The 14407-nt window shown below is 73.1% G+C and carries 13 protein-coding genes; 8 read left to right on the forward strand and 5 right to left on the reverse strand.

The features are described from left to right. The first annotated feature begins 103 nt into the window (after window positions 1–103). Window positions 104–1021 carry a dimethylargininase gene (gene ddaH, locus IE272_RS02425; protein WP_373304156.1) on the forward strand — a complete coding sequence of 306 codons (918 nt, stop codon included), beginning with the start codon at window positions 104–106 and terminating at the stop codon, window positions 1019–1021. 9 nt (window positions 1022–1030) lie between these two features. On the opposite strand, the gene IE272_RS02430 is transcribed toward ddaH, so the two are convergent. Beyond that, window positions 1031–2026 carry a small ribosomal subunit Rsm22 family protein gene (locus IE272_RS02430; protein WP_057662289.1) on the reverse strand — a complete coding sequence of 332 codons (996 nt, stop codon included), beginning with the start codon at window positions 2024–2026 and terminating at the stop codon, window positions 1031–1033. Between the two features lie 217 nt (window positions 2027–2243). Between IE272_RS02430 and IE272_RS02435 the strand changes: the two genes are divergently transcribed. Then, window positions 2244–3566 carry a hypothetical protein gene (locus tag IE272_RS02435; RefSeq protein ID WP_050357921.1) on the forward strand — a complete coding sequence of 441 codons (1323 nt, stop codon included), beginning with the start codon at window positions 2244–2246 and terminating at the stop codon, window positions 3564–3566. A 49-nt stretch (window positions 3567–3615) separates the two neighbouring features. Here the strand turns inward: IE272_RS02435 and IE272_RS02440 are convergent, their stop codons facing one another. Continuing rightward, complete coding sequence (locus IE272_RS02440; RefSeq protein ID WP_050357920.1) at window positions 3616–5019, reverse strand: multidrug effflux MFS transporter; 1404 nt, start codon at window positions 5017–5019, stop codon at window positions 3616–3618. Window positions 5020–5108: 89 nt separating this feature from the next. On the opposite strand from IE272_RS02440, the gene IE272_RS02445 reads away from it, so the two are divergent. After that, on the forward strand, window positions 5109–6104 hold the full coding sequence (locus tag IE272_RS02445; protein ID WP_190006142.1) for a Gfo/Idh/MocA family protein: 996 nt from the start codon (window positions 5109–5111) through the stop codon (window positions 6102–6104). Between the two features lie 24 nt (window positions 6105–6128). Here the strand turns inward: IE272_RS02445 and IE272_RS02450 are convergent, their stop codons facing one another. After that, window positions 6129–7796: an alkaline phosphatase D family protein gene (locus tag IE272_RS02450; protein WP_190006143.1), complete on the reverse strand. Its 1668-nt coding sequence runs from the start codon at window positions 7794–7796 to the stop codon at window positions 6129–6131. A 144-nt stretch (window positions 7797–7940) separates the two neighbouring features. Between IE272_RS02450 and IE272_RS02455 the strand changes: the two genes are divergently transcribed. The 3 genes from IE272_RS02455 (at window position 7941) to IE272_RS02465 (ending at window position 10361) form a co-directional block, all read left to right on the forward strand. Next, complete coding sequence (locus tag IE272_RS02455) at window positions 7941–8705, forward strand: SDR family oxidoreductase (RefSeq protein WP_056711819.1); 765 nt, start codon at window positions 7941–7943, stop codon at window positions 8703–8705. 166 nt (window positions 8706–8871) lie between these two features. Beyond that, window positions 8872–9351 carry a lamin tail domain-containing protein gene (locus tag IE272_RS02460; protein WP_050357918.1) on the forward strand — a complete coding sequence of 160 codons (480 nt, stop codon included), beginning with the start codon at window positions 8872–8874 and terminating at the stop codon, window positions 9349–9351. 155 nt (window positions 9352–9506) lie between these two features. Beyond that, window positions 9507–10361 (forward strand): PhzF family phenazine biosynthesis protein, encoded by an 855-nt coding sequence (locus IE272_RS02465; RefSeq protein ID WP_190006144.1) that lies wholly within the window; start codon window positions 9507–9509, stop codon window positions 10359–10361. Between the two features lie 21 nt (window positions 10362–10382). On the opposite strand, the gene IE272_RS02470 is transcribed toward IE272_RS02465, so the two are convergent. Together IE272_RS02470 and IE272_RS02475 are read right to left on the reverse strand one after the other, a co-directional pair. Then, the gene (locus tag IE272_RS02470) at window positions 10383–11405 is read right to left on the reverse strand and encodes a hypothetical protein (protein ID WP_190006145.1); all 1023 of its coding nucleotides are present in this window, start codon (window positions 11403–11405) and stop codon (window positions 10383–10385) included. Window positions 11406–11473: 68 nt separating this feature from the next. After that, a complete protein-coding gene (locus IE272_RS02475; protein ID WP_073741829.1) occupies window positions 11474–12109 on the reverse strand; it encodes a TetR/AcrR family transcriptional regulator in 636 nt (211 codons plus the stop codon). Window positions 12110–12303: 194 nt separating this feature from the next. Here IE272_RS02475 and IE272_RS02480 point away from each other — a divergent pair, with 194 nt between their 5' ends. Continuing rightward, window positions 12304–13695, forward strand: a complete 1392-nt coding sequence (locus tag IE272_RS02480) for an MFS transporter (RefSeq protein WP_190006146.1) — start codon at window positions 12304–12306, stop codon at window positions 13693–13695. Window positions 13696–13814: 119 nt separating this feature from the next. Further along, entirely contained in the window at window positions 13815–14402 is a 588-nt protein-coding gene (locus tag IE272_RS02485; RefSeq protein WP_056706600.1) for a GNAT family N-acetyltransferase, read from the forward strand. Window positions 14403–14407: the final 5 nt, after the last annotated feature.

Here is a 14407-nt window from a genome sequence, read left to right on the forward strand (position 1 = left end):
CTACGCCGGACAAGCCGATACGTATCGTCTTGCAGCGCTATCAAGGGGGCGGGGCATCCGGACGGTGGCCGGGACGGGGCGGTCCGGTGAACCACCCGATCGGATCACTGCGGATCCGGCGCGCACGGCGCACCATGGGCTCACGCACAGACCGTGCGCATCCCACCGTTCCGCGGCCCCGGCCGCCGTTCGCGAGGAGCCAGAGTTGAACCGTGACGCCACCCCTCGTCGCTACCTGATGTGCGCCCCGGCGCACTTCCGGGTCACCTACTCCATCAACCCGTGGATGGACCCGTCCAAACCCGTCGACCTGCCGCTGGCCCAGACCCAGTGGGAGGACCTGCGCGACCGCTACCGCGCCCTCGGCCACACCGTCGAACTGCTCACCCCCCGTCCCGACCTGCCCGACATGGTCTTCGCCGCCAACGGCGCCACGGTGATCGGCGGCCGGGTGCTCGGCGCGCTGTTCGCGTACCGGGAGCGGTACGAGGAGGCCGGGGCCCACCGGGACTGGTTCCGGGAGCACGGCTTCACCGAGGTCCACGAGCCGGAGCACGTCAACGAGGGCGAGGGGGACTTCGCCGTCACCGCCTCGTACCTGCTGGCCGGGCGCGGCTTCCGCTCCAGTCCGCTCTCGCACATGGAGGCCCAGGAGTTCTTCGGGCTGCCGGTCATCGGGCTCGATCTGGTGGATCCGCGCTACTACCACCTGGACACCGCGCTGTGCGTGCTGGACGCGGCGGCCGACGAGATCATGTACTACCCGGACGCCTTCTCCCCCGGCAGCCGGGCGGTGCTGCGCCGGCTGTTCCCGGACGCGCTGCTCGCCCGGGAGGCGGACGCGGCGGCGTTCGGCCTCAACTCGGTCGGCGACGGGCGTCACGTCCTGCTGCCGCAGGCGGCGACGGGGCTCCTGGACCCGCTGCGGGACCGGGGGTTCGAGCCGATTCCGATGGACCTGGGCGAGCTGCTCAAGGGCGGCGGCAGCGTGAAGTGCTGCACCCAGGAGCTGCGGGTCTAGAGACGGTCGTCAGTCCGTGCTCTCCGGCGGCCAGGGCGCGCCCCAGGCGACGTCCCTGGCCGCCCGGTACAGCTCGCCGTGGCGCTTGGTCACCGTGGTGCGGGCCAGGCCGTCGTCGCGGGTGCACAGCTCCAGCAGCACCTGGCCCTTGCGGATCTGCGGCCTGCGGGTGATTCGGGCGGGCGCCGGGGCGGTGGGGAAGCGGGTGGCGACGACGTAGCTGAACTTCTCGTCCTCGTGGCTCAGCGAGCCGCCCTTGACCTGCCGGTGCAGCGAGGAGCGGCTGACCCGGGCCGAGAAGTGGCACCAGTCGGCCCCGGGGGTGATCGGGCACGCGTCGCTGTGCGGGCAGGGGGCCGCGACACTCAGCCCGGCGGCGATCAGCCGGTCGCGGGCCTCGATGATCCGGGCGTATCCGTCGGGGGTGCCGGGCTCCACGATCACCACCGCCTGCCCGGCCGCCGCCGCCGCGTCGACCAGTTCGGTCCTGGCCCCGGCGGTCAGCTCCTTGAGCACATAGCTGACGGTGACCAGGTCCACCGGGGCCAGCTCCAGCGCCGCTCCGATCCGGGCCTTCTCCCAGCGCGCGTCGCGGAGCCCCGGGACCCCGGACGCCTCGGCCAGTTCACGGCCGAGCGCGAGGGCCGGTTCGGCCCAGTCCAGGACGGTCGTGGCCGGGCCCTCCCAGACCCCGGCCACCGCCCAGGTCGCCGCGCCCGTGCCGCCCCCGACGTCGGTGTGGGTGGCGGGCGTCCAGTCGGGCGCGGCCTCGGCCAGGGCGTCGAGGGCGGACCGTACGGCTTCGAAGGTGGCGGGCATCCGGTACGCGGCGTACGCGGCGACGTCGGAGCGGTCCCGCAGGATCGGGGCGTTCGTCGGGGTCTCCCCCCGGTAGCTGGCGATCAGCCGGTCGACGGCCTGCGCGGCCTGCTTGGGCGGCAGCCCGTCGAGCAGCCCGGCCAGCGCCGCGCGCAGGGACTGTGCGGTGGGGAGGGTGACGTTCACCGCCGAATTGTAGGCGGAGGAGGCCCGGCGGACGCATTCCGCTTCGCCCCGGCCGGAAGGGGTACGGGGGTACTGCGCGGGCGGGCGGACCCCACACAAGGGCTCCACGTAATCGGTACGGAACAGGAATCCTGCGAACTCCACGCCGCCGGAAGCCTGTTGCTACGCTGGCCCGCGCGTGAGCGGCACCAGATCACCAAGGTCCAGCGAGGGATCCATGAGACAGAAGATCGTGCGGCTGGTCCTGGTCGGCGGGGTGGTCTTCCTCGCCCTGCTCCTGCTGCTGGCCACCTGCGGCGGCAGCGCCGGCGACAAGGACGAGAAGGACGGCGCGGCTGCCGCGACGGCGAAGCCGGTGCTGCCGAGCGCGGGTCCGGTGACCCGGCTGACCGTTCCGCCGCAGTACACGACGGACCGGGGCTGGGAGATCATCGGCTCCTCCCCCGACGTCACCGTCTCCCACGCGACGGGGCTGCTGGCCTATCTGGAGCGGTCGAAGGACAACCGCTACCGGCTGCGCACCGTCGACACGGCCACCGGTGAGCTGGGCTGGCGCGGCAAGGCCTGGCGGCAGCCGGACCCGCTGCACTTCCCCAAGCTCGCCACGGTGGCCAAGGGTGACCGGCAGTTCTTCGTGACCTGGTCCTACGGGAAGGTCGGCGACGGGCTGTCACCCGCGAGCACGTTCCTCGCGCTCGATCTGTACGACGTCACGAACGGGAACCGGCAGCGTGTCGAGGTGCCCTGGTCCGGGGCCCCGAACGTCAGCACGACCGGACCGGACATCGTGGTCAGCGACGGGAAGGCGAACAGCACCCTGGTCGACCCGGTCACCGGTGAGGTGTCCGAACTGAGCGCGGACGAGCTGAAGTACCCCAAGGGCTGCACGGCGTGCAAGCAGCTCACCGAGGTGCACGGTCAGACCGCCGGGGGCCTGCTGCTGGGCGGCGCCCGGGAGTTCTGGGTGCGCGGCGGCTGGTTCAGCCGGAAGGTCGCGCCCAAGGGCACCGACAAGGGCAGCGGTGTGGTGACGTCGGTGACCCCGGACCAGGTGCTGGCGAAGTGGGCGCCCGCGAAGAAGACCAAGCGGGCGGCGACCCACGAGCTGTGGGCGGTGCACGACGCGGCGACCGGCGAGGTCCTCACCTCGGTGGAGTGCCACAAGCCCGCCATAAAGCCGGGGCGCTTCCCGCAGGCGGTCCTCTCCCCCTCGGGCGACTACCTGATCGCCGGGAACCTGGCCTTCGACCTGAAGGCGAAGCAGGGCCGCTGCTTCGAGGACGAGGGCGGCGCCGCCCATCTGACGCTGGCCACGGTGACGGACGACGGCATCGCGTACGGGGCCGAGAACGCGCGCGACGCCTCGGAGGCCCTGTCCGGCGGCGGGCTCCCGGTCGCGATGGACTTCGCCACCTGGAGCACCGACCGGCTGTCGCGCAACGCGCGGCTGCCGGGGACGGAGACGACGGGGGTCGGGGTGTTCCGCTGGACCGACCGGCAGGACCGCACGCATCTGATCGGCTACCCCCGCACCGGCTGAAGCCGGGACGGCCGGCGGGCCCGTGTCGCGGCGGCCGGCGGGGCCTGTGTCAGAGACCGCCGGCCTCGCGGCCCGCGCGCTGCCAGGGTCGGCACAGGAGCAGGAAGCAGGCCACCGCCGCCACCGCGCACACGACCTGGACGAGGGCCATCGGGACGGCCGTGTCCTCCCCCGCGATGCCGACCAGCGGGGAGGCGACGGCGCCGATGAGGAACGAGGACGTGCCGAGCAGCGCGGAGGCGGAGCCCGCCGCGTGCTTGGTGCGCATCAGGGCCTGGGCGTTGGTGTTCGGCATCGCGAGCCCCATCGCCGACATCAGCACGAAGAGCCCGGCCGCGACCGGTACGAGGCCGACCTCGCCGAAGACGCCGGTCGTCATGAGGAGCAGCGCGACGGCGGCCAGCACGATCACCGCGAGGCCGAAGCCGAGCACCTTGTCGAGGCTGATCCGGCCCACGAGCAGCTTGCCGTTGATCTGGCCGACGGTGATCAGGCCGATCGAGTTGAGCCCGAAGAGCAGGCTGAAGGTCTGCGGCGAGGCACCGTAGATCTCCTGCACGACGAACGGGGAGGCGGCGATGTACGCGAACAGGACGGCGAAGGCGAGCCCGCCCGCGACCATGTAGCCGGTGAAGACCCGGTCGGCGAGCAGCCCGCGCATGGTGCGCAGGGCGTCGGCGACCCCGCCGGTGTGGCGGTCGGCGGGCGGCAGCGTCTCGTGCAGCCACTTCCAGACGACCAGGGTGAGCACGATGCCGACGACGGTCAGCACGACGAAGATGCCCCGCCAGTCGGTGATCCGCAGGACCTGCCCGCCGATCACCGGGGCGATGACCGGGGCGACGCCGGAGATCAGCATCAGGGTGGAGAAGAACCGGGCCATCTCCACGCCGTCGTAGAGGTCGCGCACCACGGCCCGCGCGATGACGATGCCGGCCGCGCCCGCGAGCCCCTGGAGGAGGCGGAAGCCGATGAGGAGTTCGGCGGTGGGTGCCAGGGCGCAGATCGCGGTGGCGAGGACGTAGACGACCATGCCGAGGAGCAGCGGCTTCCGGCGGCCCCAGCGGTCACTCATCGGTCCGACGACGAGCTGGCCGAGTGCCATTCCGGCCAGGCACGCGGTCAGGGTGAGCTGGATGGTGGCGGCGGGGGCGCTCAGGGAGTCGGTGACCGCGGGGAGCGCCGGGAGGTACATGTCCATGGACAGCGGCGGCAGTGCGGTGAGTCCGCCGAGGACCATGGTGACCAGGAGGCCGGTGCGCCGGGCGGTCCTCGCCGCCGGGCCGGAAAGGCCGGCGGTTTCCGGGAGTCCGGCCGGGGCGGTGACCTGCGGGGCGGCCGGGTCGACGGAGAGCGCTCCGGCGTCCCCGTGCGGGACCGGCCGGTCGTCGGCCCCGGTCCCGGTGGTGGGTATGTGCGCTCGCTGGGCCCGGCTACCGCCGCTGTCCGGCATTCTCATCTCCACATCGTTGAATCCGCATCTATGCTCTCAGCTCGGCCGGAGTGGTCGATACCTTTTTCGGGCGGGCTGGGGTGGTGGGCATGGGTGGGACGGTGCGCTGGGGTGTTCTGGCGACGGGCGGCATAGCCGCGAGGTTCACGGCGGACGTGCAGGGGCTCCCCGACGCCGAGGTGGTGGCGGTGGCCTCGCGCACGGAGGCCTCGGCGCGGGGATTCGCCGAGCGGCACGGGATCGCCCGGGCCTACGGCAGCTGGGCGGAGCTGGTCGCCGACGACGAGGTGGACGTGGTGTACGTGGCCACCCCGCACTCGGCGCACCACGCGGCGGCCTCGCTCGCGCTGCGGGCCGGGAAGCATGTGCTGTGCGAGAAGGCGTTCACGCTCAACAGCCGGGAGGCCAAGGAGCTGGTGGCGCTCGCGCGGGACCGCGGCCTCTTCCTGATGGAGGCCATGTGGACCTATCTCAACCCGGTGGTCCGCCGGCTCACCGAGCTGGTCCGGGACGGGGCGATCGGCGAGATCCGCACCGTACAGGCGGACTTCGGCTTCGCGGGCGACTTCGCCGCCGGGCACCGGCTGCGCGATCCGGGCCTGGGCGGCGGGGCGCTGCTGGACCTCGGGGTCTACCCGGTGTCGTTCGCGCATCTGCTGCTGGGCGAGCCGGACCGGGTGGCGGCCGACGCGCTGCTGTCCCCGGAGGGCGTCGACCTGAACACCGGGATGCTGCTCGGCTGGGACTCCGGCGCGAACGCGCTGCTCTCGTGCTCGATCGTCGGCCACCACCCGACGGCGGCGACCGTCATCGGCACGGCCGGGCGGATCGACATCCCGCGCGACTTCTTCCACCCGGACCACTTCGTCCTGCGGCGGGCGGGCGCGGAGCCGGAGACGATCACCTCGGGTCCTGGGCCGCAGGGGCTCTCGGGCATGCAGTACGAGGCCGTCGAGGTGGCACGGGCGGTGCGGGCGGGCGAGAGCGAGTCCCCGCTCGTTCCGCTGGAGGGTTCGCTGGCGGTGATGCGGACGCTCGACGCGGTACGGGACCGTATCGGCGTCCGCTACCCGGCGGACCGCTGAGCCCGGTTGCGCGGGCGCGTGCCGTTACGCGGGGGTGAGCCCCGGGTTCCCGGCCTCGGTGACGAAGGAGGCCGCTGTGGCGACGGGTGCGCCGGGGGTCGTGACCGCCGCCACCGTACGGAAGTCGGCGCGGGCTTCCTTCGTCCCCAGGGTGACGAGCGCGTAGCCGCGCCGCCCGTTGTAGTGCTTCAGGTGCGGGTTGGCGCGGGTCTGGTTCTCCCAGTTGGCGGGCCGGTCCGCGCCGTCCTTGCCGCTGCTGATGGATGTGGTGACGATCTCCGTGCCGACGGTGCGCGACGCGGGGTCGTCGAAGTCCTTCTTCAGGTCGAAGGCGTAGGAGACGTGGACGTCGCCGGTGAGGACCATCAGGTTCTCCACCCCGGCGGCCTCGGCCCCGGCGAGCACCCGCTGCCGGGAGGCCGGGTAGCCGTCCCAGGAGTCCATGGACAGCTTGAAGGCGTCGGTGGGCACGTCGCGGCGCTGCGCGAAGGTCACCTGCTGCGGGACGACGTTCCAGGTGGCGTTCGAGGCCCGCCAGCCGTCGGTCAGCCAGCGTTCCTGGGCGGCCCCGGTCATGGTGCGCGCGGGGTCCTCGGACTCGGGCCCCGGGGTGCGCCAGCCGTCGCCGTACGCCTGGTCGCTGCGGTACTGGCGGGTGTCGAGGATGTCGAACTGGGCGAGCCGCCCGAACTTCAGGCGGCGGTAGAGCCGCATGTCGGGTCCGGTGGGGCGCTGCGGGGTGCGCAGCGGCTGGTTCTCCCAGTACGCGCGGTACGCGGCGGCCCGGCGCAGCAGGAACTCCTCGGGCGGTACGTCGTTCTCGGGGGTGCCGCCCGCGTAGTTGTTCTCGGTCTCGTGGTCGTCCCAGGTGACGACGAAGGGGTGGGCGGCGTGGGCGGCGCGCAGGTCCGGGTCGGACTTGTAGAGGGCGTAGCGCAGCCGGTAGTCCTCCAGGGTGACCGTCTCGCGGTTGAAGTGCGCGGGAAGTCTGCGGTCGGTGTAGTTGCGGGCGCCGCCGGTGGCGGTGACGGCGTACTCGTAGAGGTAGTCGCCGAGGTGGAAGACCACGTCGACGTCCTCGGCGGCGAGGTGGCGGTGGGCGGTGAAGTACCCGTCGTGGTATGCCTGGCAGGAGATGGCGGCCAGGGCCAGGGAGCTGTTGCGGGCTCCGGGGGCCGGGGCGGTGCGGGTGCGGCCGACCGGGCTGGTCCAGCTGCCGGTGCGGAAGCGGTAGTAGTAGACCCGCCCGGAGTCGAGGCCCCGGACCTCGGCGCGGACGCTGTGGGCGAACTCGGGGTGGGCGGTGACGGAGCCTCGCCGCTCGACGCGGCGGAAGCTCTCGTCGCGGGCCACCTCCCAGCGCACCTCGACCCGGCCGCGAGGCAGTCCGCCGCCCGGCTCGTAGGGGCGGGGGGCGAGCCGGGTCCAGATGAGGACGGACGCCGGGTGCGGGTCGCCGGAGGCGACGCCGAGGGCGAAGGGGTCCTCGGTGATCCGGCGGGCGTCGAGTTCGGCGGCGCTCGCCGTGCCGGCGGCGGGCAGGTTCACGGCGAAGGCGAGCGCGGCGGCGGCTCCGGTGGCGGTCAGGAAGCGCCGGCGCCCAACGCCCGGTTCGAGCAGCCGTGCGGCGGCGCGGAGTTCGGTTGCCCGTGTGCTCTGATCGGGCGTCATGATGGTCTGTGCGGCTGTCATATGCCCCTCCTCAGCCCGGATGCTGTCGGGCTTCATGGCAGCCGCACGCGACGACGCACCGTTGTCGCGTGCACAACATCCGCATGGCGGGTCGATGAGCACCGCGTGCCCCGTGCACCGATCCGTCCCGTACGCTGCCGGGCCATGAACACTGAGCAGACCGGCCGGAAAGTCGCCGTCGTCACGGGTGCGGGATCAGGGATCGGGCGGGCCGTCGCGCTCGCCCTCGCGAGCGCGGGCTGGTCGCTCGCGCTCGCCGGCCGGCGGGCCGAGCCGCTGGCGGAGACGGCGGCCGCCGCCGGGGACACCGAGGCGCTGTGCGTCACCACGGACGTGACCGACGCCGACGAGGTCGCCGCACTCTTCACCGCCGTTCGGGAGCGGTTCGGCCGGCTGGACCTCCTGTTCAACAACGCGGGCACGTTCGGCCCCGGCGGCGTACCGCTGGAGGACCTCGCCGTCGAGGACTGGCGGGCGGTCGTCGAGGTGAACCTGACGGGCGCGTTCCTGTGCGCGCAGGCGGCGTACCGGCTGATGAAGGAACAGGACCCGCAGGGCGGCCGGATCATCAACAACGGCTCGATCTCCGCCCACGCGCCGCGCCCGCAGTCGGTCGCGTACACCGCGACCAAGCACGCGATGACCGGGCTGACGAAGTCCCTGTCGCTGGACGGCCGCCCGTACCGGATCGCCTGCGGGCAGATCGACATCGGCAACGCGGCGACGGAGATGACCGAGCGGATGTCGACCGGGATCCTCCAGGCCAACGGGGAACTGGCGGCGGAGCCGGTGATGGCGGCGTCCGACGTGGCGCGGACGGTGGTGCACATGGCGGAGCTGCCGCTGGAGGCGAACGTCCAGTTCGCCACGGTCCTGGCGACGAACATGCCGTACATCGGACGAGGCTGAGCCCCACCCCGAGCCCACGCGTGATCGCACACGATCGAATGTGCACGAACTAGCCATTGGGTGACCGAATTTGCCGATTTCTCCGCACTCGGCCGAGCAAGCGCGTGCTGTCCGTATGATCGCATCCTGTTACGCCTTCACCAGAACGACACAGAAGGAACACCGCATGCGCATACGCACCGCTACGCCGATCGCCCTGGCCGCCGCCACCGCACTGGCCGGCTCGCTCCTCGCCACGGCGGCACCGGCCTCGGCGGCCGCCCACCAGGGCGGGCTGCACTTCGGGTTCGTGCAGTACGACGGCCCCGGCAAGGACAACCGGTCGACGAAGTCGCTGAACGCCGAGTGGGTGAACATCCACAACAACGGCAAGAAGAAGGTCCAGCTCAAGGGCTTCAAGGTGAAGGACAAGACCGGCTACACCTACACCTTCGGCAGCTACACGATCGGCGCGGGCAAGACCGTCAAGCTCCGCACCGGCAAGGGCAAGAACGTCTCGGGCACCGTGCACTGGAACCGGGGCTCGTACGTCTGGAACAACACCGGCGACACGGCGCGGCTGATCAAGCCGAACGGAAAGCTCCAGGACTCCTGCTCCTGGAAGAAGTCCACCAAGGCGAACAAGGGCGCCAAGAACTGCCACTGACACGCCCCGGGAGGGCCGGTCGCGGTACGGGGGGCCGCGACCGCCCCTCCCGCACGCCGCCCCTCCCGCACGCCGCACCGCCCTGTCGCCCTGCCGCTCTGTCGCCGCACCGGGAATCGGGAATGCCGGGAGCGGCGGCACGGTTGGACCCCTGCATGACACCTGATCCCGCGCCCGAAGTCCTGCGCTACACCGCCTTCTCCGCCGACCCCGGGGGCGGGAACCCCGCCGGTGTCGTCCTGGACGCCTCCGGGCTGGACGAGGAAGCGATGCTCGCCGTGGCGGCGGAGCTGGGATACAGCGAGTCGGCGTTCCTGACGGAGCGGACCGGCGAAGGCGCGTACACGATCCGCTACTTCAGCCCGAAGGCCGAGGTGCCCTTCTGCGGCCACGCCACGGTCGCCACGGCGCTCGCCCTGGCCGAACGGGACGGGCCGGGCGAGCTGGCGTTCGCCACGGCCGCGGGGCCGGTGCCGGTGACCGTCGTACGGGAGGGCGGCGAACTCCGTGCCACCCTCACCAGCGTGACCCCGCGCGTCGAGGAGATCGCCGCGGCCGACCTGACGGAGGCGCTGGCGGCCCTGGACTGGGCGGCCGCCGATCTCGACCCGGCCCTGCCGCCCCGGATCGCCTACGCGGGGGCCCGGCACCTGGTGCTGGCCGCCGCCACCCGGCAGCGGCTGGCGGACCTGGACTACGACTTCGCGCGCCTCGAAGCGCTGATGCACCGGCTCGACCTGACCACGCTGCAACTGGTGTGGCGCGAGGGGCCCGAGGTCTTCCACGTCCGGAACCCGTTCCCGGTGGGCGGGGTCGTCGAGGACCCGGCGACGGGCGCCGCGGCGGCGGCCTTCGGCGCGTACGCCCGGGAGCTGGGGCTCGTGCCGGACGCGGCCGTGCTGACGCTGCACCAGGGGACGGACATGGGCCGCCCCGGCACGCTCACCGTCGAACTGCGCACGGGCGACGCCCGGATCCGGGTCAGCGGGACGGGCGCCCGGATCGGCTGACCCGCCTCCCGGGGCGTCGGTTCAGCCGGTGGCGTCCTTGGCCGGGGAGACGTGGGCGTACCAGCGTTCCGTCTCCTCCGGGTCGAGGGGGCGCTCCAGCAGGGCGTCGCCGCGCATACCGGGGAAGAAGCGGCCCGCGGGCCAGGACCGCCGGTAGGACGGCTCGTCCAGGACCAGCAGCCGGACGCCGTCGACGACGGGGATGTCGGCGGGGGCGCCCTCGTTCCAGATGATTCCGCCGTCCGGGGCCACCAGGTCGAAGGAGCCCACGGTGTCCACCTGACCGGGGGTCTCCCGGCAGACGGCCGCCTCCTGCGACGACGGCGCGTGGCCCTCCACATGACCGCCGCCGATGAGCGCGTCGGCGAGCAGGGTGTGCAGCTGGAAGTTGTCCCCGATGCCGGAGAACCGCAGGAGGTAGCCGGTGCCGCTCGCCCGGTGGAGGGCGACGAGCGGTTCGTCGTCCAGCACGAGGAGGGCGTAGGCGAGGGACTTCAACTCCGTGCCGGAGGCCCGCTCCACCGCCCCGAGCAGCCGCAGGGCCTCGCCCCGGAAGCCGGCCGCCCGCCGCACGCCGGGGTGGTTCAGCATCGCGACGGCGGCCATCTCCCACTGGGGAAGGGTCCACCAGCCGACGGCCGCGTCGAAGCCGGCCCGCTCCACGGGCTCCGGGCCCGGCTCGCCGCCGTCCGGGACGGGAAACGCGCCGCCACCGGTCGCGACCCAGGCGTCGGAGAACACCAGGGCCTGCTCCAGGGCCCACCGCAGCCCGGCCAGCACCCCCGGTGCGCAGCGCTCGGCGTCCGCACCGCGCTCGACGCAGGCCCCGACGAGCACGGCGACGACGGCACGGGGGCCGGGCGGCACCTGCTCCAGCACGGCGGCGAGCCGCGGCCCGCCGTCCAGCAGCTCCGGCTCCCTGGCCTGCCCGAAGGTCTCCTGCAGCCGGACGAACGCCTTGCCGGAGCGCTTGGCGTCCTGCGCGGTCACCGCCGCCTCGAAGTCGGCGACCGCTCCCCCGAAACCGGCTTTACCGAATATCATTCCGGCACTTTATCGACATGCGTCCGAGAGCCGTGAGGCCGGTCGCCGTCAAGGGCGCCCCCCGCCTCTCACCGTACGTACACCCCGTCCCGCGCGGCGGCGACCGCGGCGGCGGCGGCCCGGTCCGCCGCCTCCTCGTCCAGCGGCGCCCCGCTGGCCAGCAGCCGGTAGTACAGGGGCGCCGACACCGCCGCGATCACCTCGCCCGGGTCCGTACCGGCGGGCAGTTCGCCGCGGCCGACCGCCGCCTCGACGCAGCCGGACCACTCCCCGATCCGCACCGCGTAGAAGCGGTGCAGGGCGTCGGCGGCCCGCGGGTCGCAGGTGGCGGCGGCGATGACGGCCACGAAGAGGGGCCCCTGCCGGGGGTCGGTCAGGGTGCGGACGACGAGTCGGGCGTTGGCCCTGAGGTCCCCGGCCAGCGATCCGGTGTCCGCGCGCGGCAGCGACTGCTCCGCCATGTCCGAGAGCAGATCGGCCACCAGACCGGCGGGCGCGGACCAGCGCCGGTAGACGGTCGTCTTGCCGACCTCGGCCCGCCGGGCGACATCGGCCAGGTCGAGCCCGTCGAAGCCGTGCTCGACCAGCGCGTCCCCGGCGGCCCGCAGCACCGCCTCCCGCACCCGGGCGGTGCGGCCACCGGGGCGCACGGTGCCCGGCTCCCCACCGTCGGCGTCGACGCCCGCAGAACCTTCAGAAGTCATAACGGGTCTCCAGTTCCATTAATAACGCTTCCCCTGTTACGGTGACACCACCTTAACGGAACCACAGGACCGTTAAGCCATTCCGTGCTCAGGATTCCGTGCTCAGGAAGGCGCCCGCCATGTCCCGTACCGCACCCGCTCCCTCTCCCGCACCCACCGGACCGGCGAGCGTCCCCCGCGCCGCCGGTCCACGCATGACGAGACGCCAGAAGCTCGTGCTGGCCCTGCTGCTCGGCTCCCAGTTCATGATCGCGGTGGACTTCTCGATCCTGAACGTGGCGCTGCCCGTCGTCGGGGAAGGACTCGGCTTCTCCCTCGCCCACCTCCAGTGGATCGCCACGTCCTTCGCGCTCGCCGCCGCCGGATTCACGCTGCTCTTCGGACGCGTCGCCGACCTCGTCGGCCGCAAGAACCTGTTCATCGGCGGCATGGTCGTCCTCGGCCTCTCCTCCGCGCTCGGCGGCCTCGCCACCTCGCCCGAGGTCCTCATCGTCGCCCGCGTGCTCCAGGGGCTGGCCACCGCGGCCGTCACCCCCGCCGGACTCGCGCTGCTGACCACCGCGTTCAAGGAGGGGCCGCTGCGCGAACGGGCGCTGGGGCTCAACGGCGCCCTGATGTCGGCCGGATTCACCGCCGGAGCGATCCTCGGCGGCCTCCTGACCGACCTGCTCTCCTGGCGCTGGGCCTTCTTCATCAACGTACCGGTCGCGGCCCTCGTCGTGATCCTGGCCCCGTCCGTGATCACCGACTCCCGGCCGGAGCGGCGGCCCCGGCTGGACGTGCCCGGCGCGGTCACCGTCACCGGCGGGCTGCTGCTGCTCGTCCTCGGCCTCACCCAGGCCGGCGAGACCGGCTGGACCGCCCCCACCACACTGGCCTCCCTGGCCGCCGGCGTCGCCCTCCTGATCGCGTTCGTCCGCATCGAGCAGCGGGCCACCGCACCGCTCGTCCCGATGCACATCCTGAAGCGGCGGAGCGTCGTCTGGGGCAACGCCGCCGGGCTGATCGCCTTCGTCACCGAGACCTCGCTGGTGTTCCTGCTCACCCTGTACCTCCAGGAGGTCCTCGGCTACTCCGCGCTGGCCACCGGCCTCGCGTTCGGTGTGCTGGGCGTCGGCACGGTCGTCGGCGGAATGCTCGGCGGACGGGCGGTGGGCCGGTTCGGCAACCGGCGCGCCATCGTGCTGGGCGGGGCCGTCCAGGCCGTCGCCACGCTCTCGCTCGTCGCGCTCGGCACCTCCGGCGCCTGGATCTGGCTCCTGCTGGCGGCCACCTTCGTCGGCGGTGTGGGCAACATGCTGATGATCGTCGGCTTCATGGTCACGGCCACCTCGGGCCTGCCCGACGAGGAGCAGGGGCGGGCCACCGGACTGGCGACGATGACCCAGCAGGTCGGCATCACCCTCGGCATCCCGGTGATGAGCGCGATCGTCACCGCCCGGACGGGGGCCTCGACGGGGCCGGAGGCCGTGCTGTCCGGCGTCTCCACCGCCATCCTCGTGAACTCCGCGCTGGTCCTCGTCGGCGCCCTGCTCGCCGGGTACTTCCTGACCGAGAGGAACCGGACGGCAGCGGCGGAGGGGTGACCGGAGCGGGACCGCCCCAGGGCCGCACCGTCCCACCCCAGAGGCCCCACAGTCCCGCCCCCGGGGGCCGGCACCGGCCCCCGGGGGCGGAACAGCATCGGCAGCGGGAGGATACGGACATGCCCGAGCCCGAGCCGCTGACCGTTCCGAGCATGTCCGCGGGACCGGACTTCGTCCTGCGCCCCTGGGAGATGAGCGACCTCCCCCTGGTACGCGAGGCCTCGCTCGACCCGTACATCCCGCTCATCACCACGATCCCGTCCCGCTACTCGGACGCGGCCGCCGAGGCGTTCGTGCGCAGGCAGTGGGAGCGCGCGGCCACGGGCGCCGGGTACCCGTTCGCCATCGTCCGCTCCCGGGACCGGCGCCCGGTCGGCGCGATCGGGCTCTGGCTCCGCGACCTGCCCGAGGGCCGCGCCTCGCTCGGCTACTGGCTCACCGCACCGGCCCGCGGCCAGGGCGTCGCCCGCGCCGCGCTGCGTACGGTGACGGGGTGGGCCCTGCGCGACGTCGGCGTCCACCGCCTCCAGCTCTTCATCGAGCCGTGGAACACCGCGTCCGCCCGGATCGCCGAGGACGTCGGCTTCCGGCGGGAGGGGCTGCTGCGCGGCTGGCAGCAGGTGGGCGACCGGCGGCGGGACATGGCCGTGTACGCCCTGCTGAACACCGACAAGCCCGTGGATGGCCGGGCGGTAACCGCACACTGAACACC

The organism is Streptomyces anulatus, assembly GCF_014650675.1.
GTDB lineage: Bacteria > Actinomycetota > Actinomycetes > Streptomycetales > Streptomycetaceae > Streptomyces > Streptomyces anulatus.

Bases quoted from the DNA above. Each gene is read 5' to 3' on its own strand.
- IE272_RS02435 (WP_050357921.1), top strand. From the start codon at position 2,244: ATGAGACAGAAGATCGTGCGGCTGGTCCTGGTCGGCGGGGTGGTCTTC.
- IE272_RS02440 (WP_050357920.1), bottom strand. From the start codon at position 5,019: ATGCCGGACAGCGGCGGTAGCCGGGCCCAGCGAGCGCACATACCCACC.
- IE272_RS02445 (WP_190006142.1), top strand. From the start codon at position 5,109: ATGGGTGGGACGGTGCGCTGGGGTGTTCTGGCGACGGGCGGCATAGCC.
- IE272_RS02450 (WP_190006143.1), bottom strand. From the start codon at position 7,796: ATGACAGCCGCACAGACCATCATGACGCCCGATCAGAGCACACGGGCA.
- IE272_RS02455 (WP_056711819.1), top strand. From the start codon at position 7,941: ATGAACACTGAGCAGACCGGCCGGAAAGTCGCCGTCGTCACGGGTGCG.
- IE272_RS02460 (WP_050357918.1), top strand. From the start codon at position 8,872: ATGCGCATACGCACCGCTACGCCGATCGCCCTGGCCGCCGCCACCGCA.
- IE272_RS02465 (WP_190006144.1), top strand. From the start codon at position 9,507: ATGACACCTGATCCCGCGCCCGAAGTCCTGCGCTACACCGCCTTCTCC.
- IE272_RS02470 (WP_190006145.1), bottom strand. From the start codon at position 11,405: ATGATATTCGGTAAAGCCGGTTTCGGGGGAGCGGTCGCCGACTTCGAG.
- IE272_RS02475 (WP_073741829.1), bottom strand. From the start codon at position 12,109: ATGACTTCTGAAGGTTCTGCGGGCGTCGACGCCGACGGTGGGGAGCCG.
- IE272_RS02480 (WP_190006146.1), top strand. From the start codon at position 12,304: ATGACGAGACGCCAGAAGCTCGTGCTGGCCCTGCTGCTCGGCTCCCAG.
- IE272_RS02485 (WP_056706600.1), top strand. From the start codon at position 13,815: ATGCCCGAGCCCGAGCCGCTGACCGTTCCGAGCATGTCCGCGGGACCG.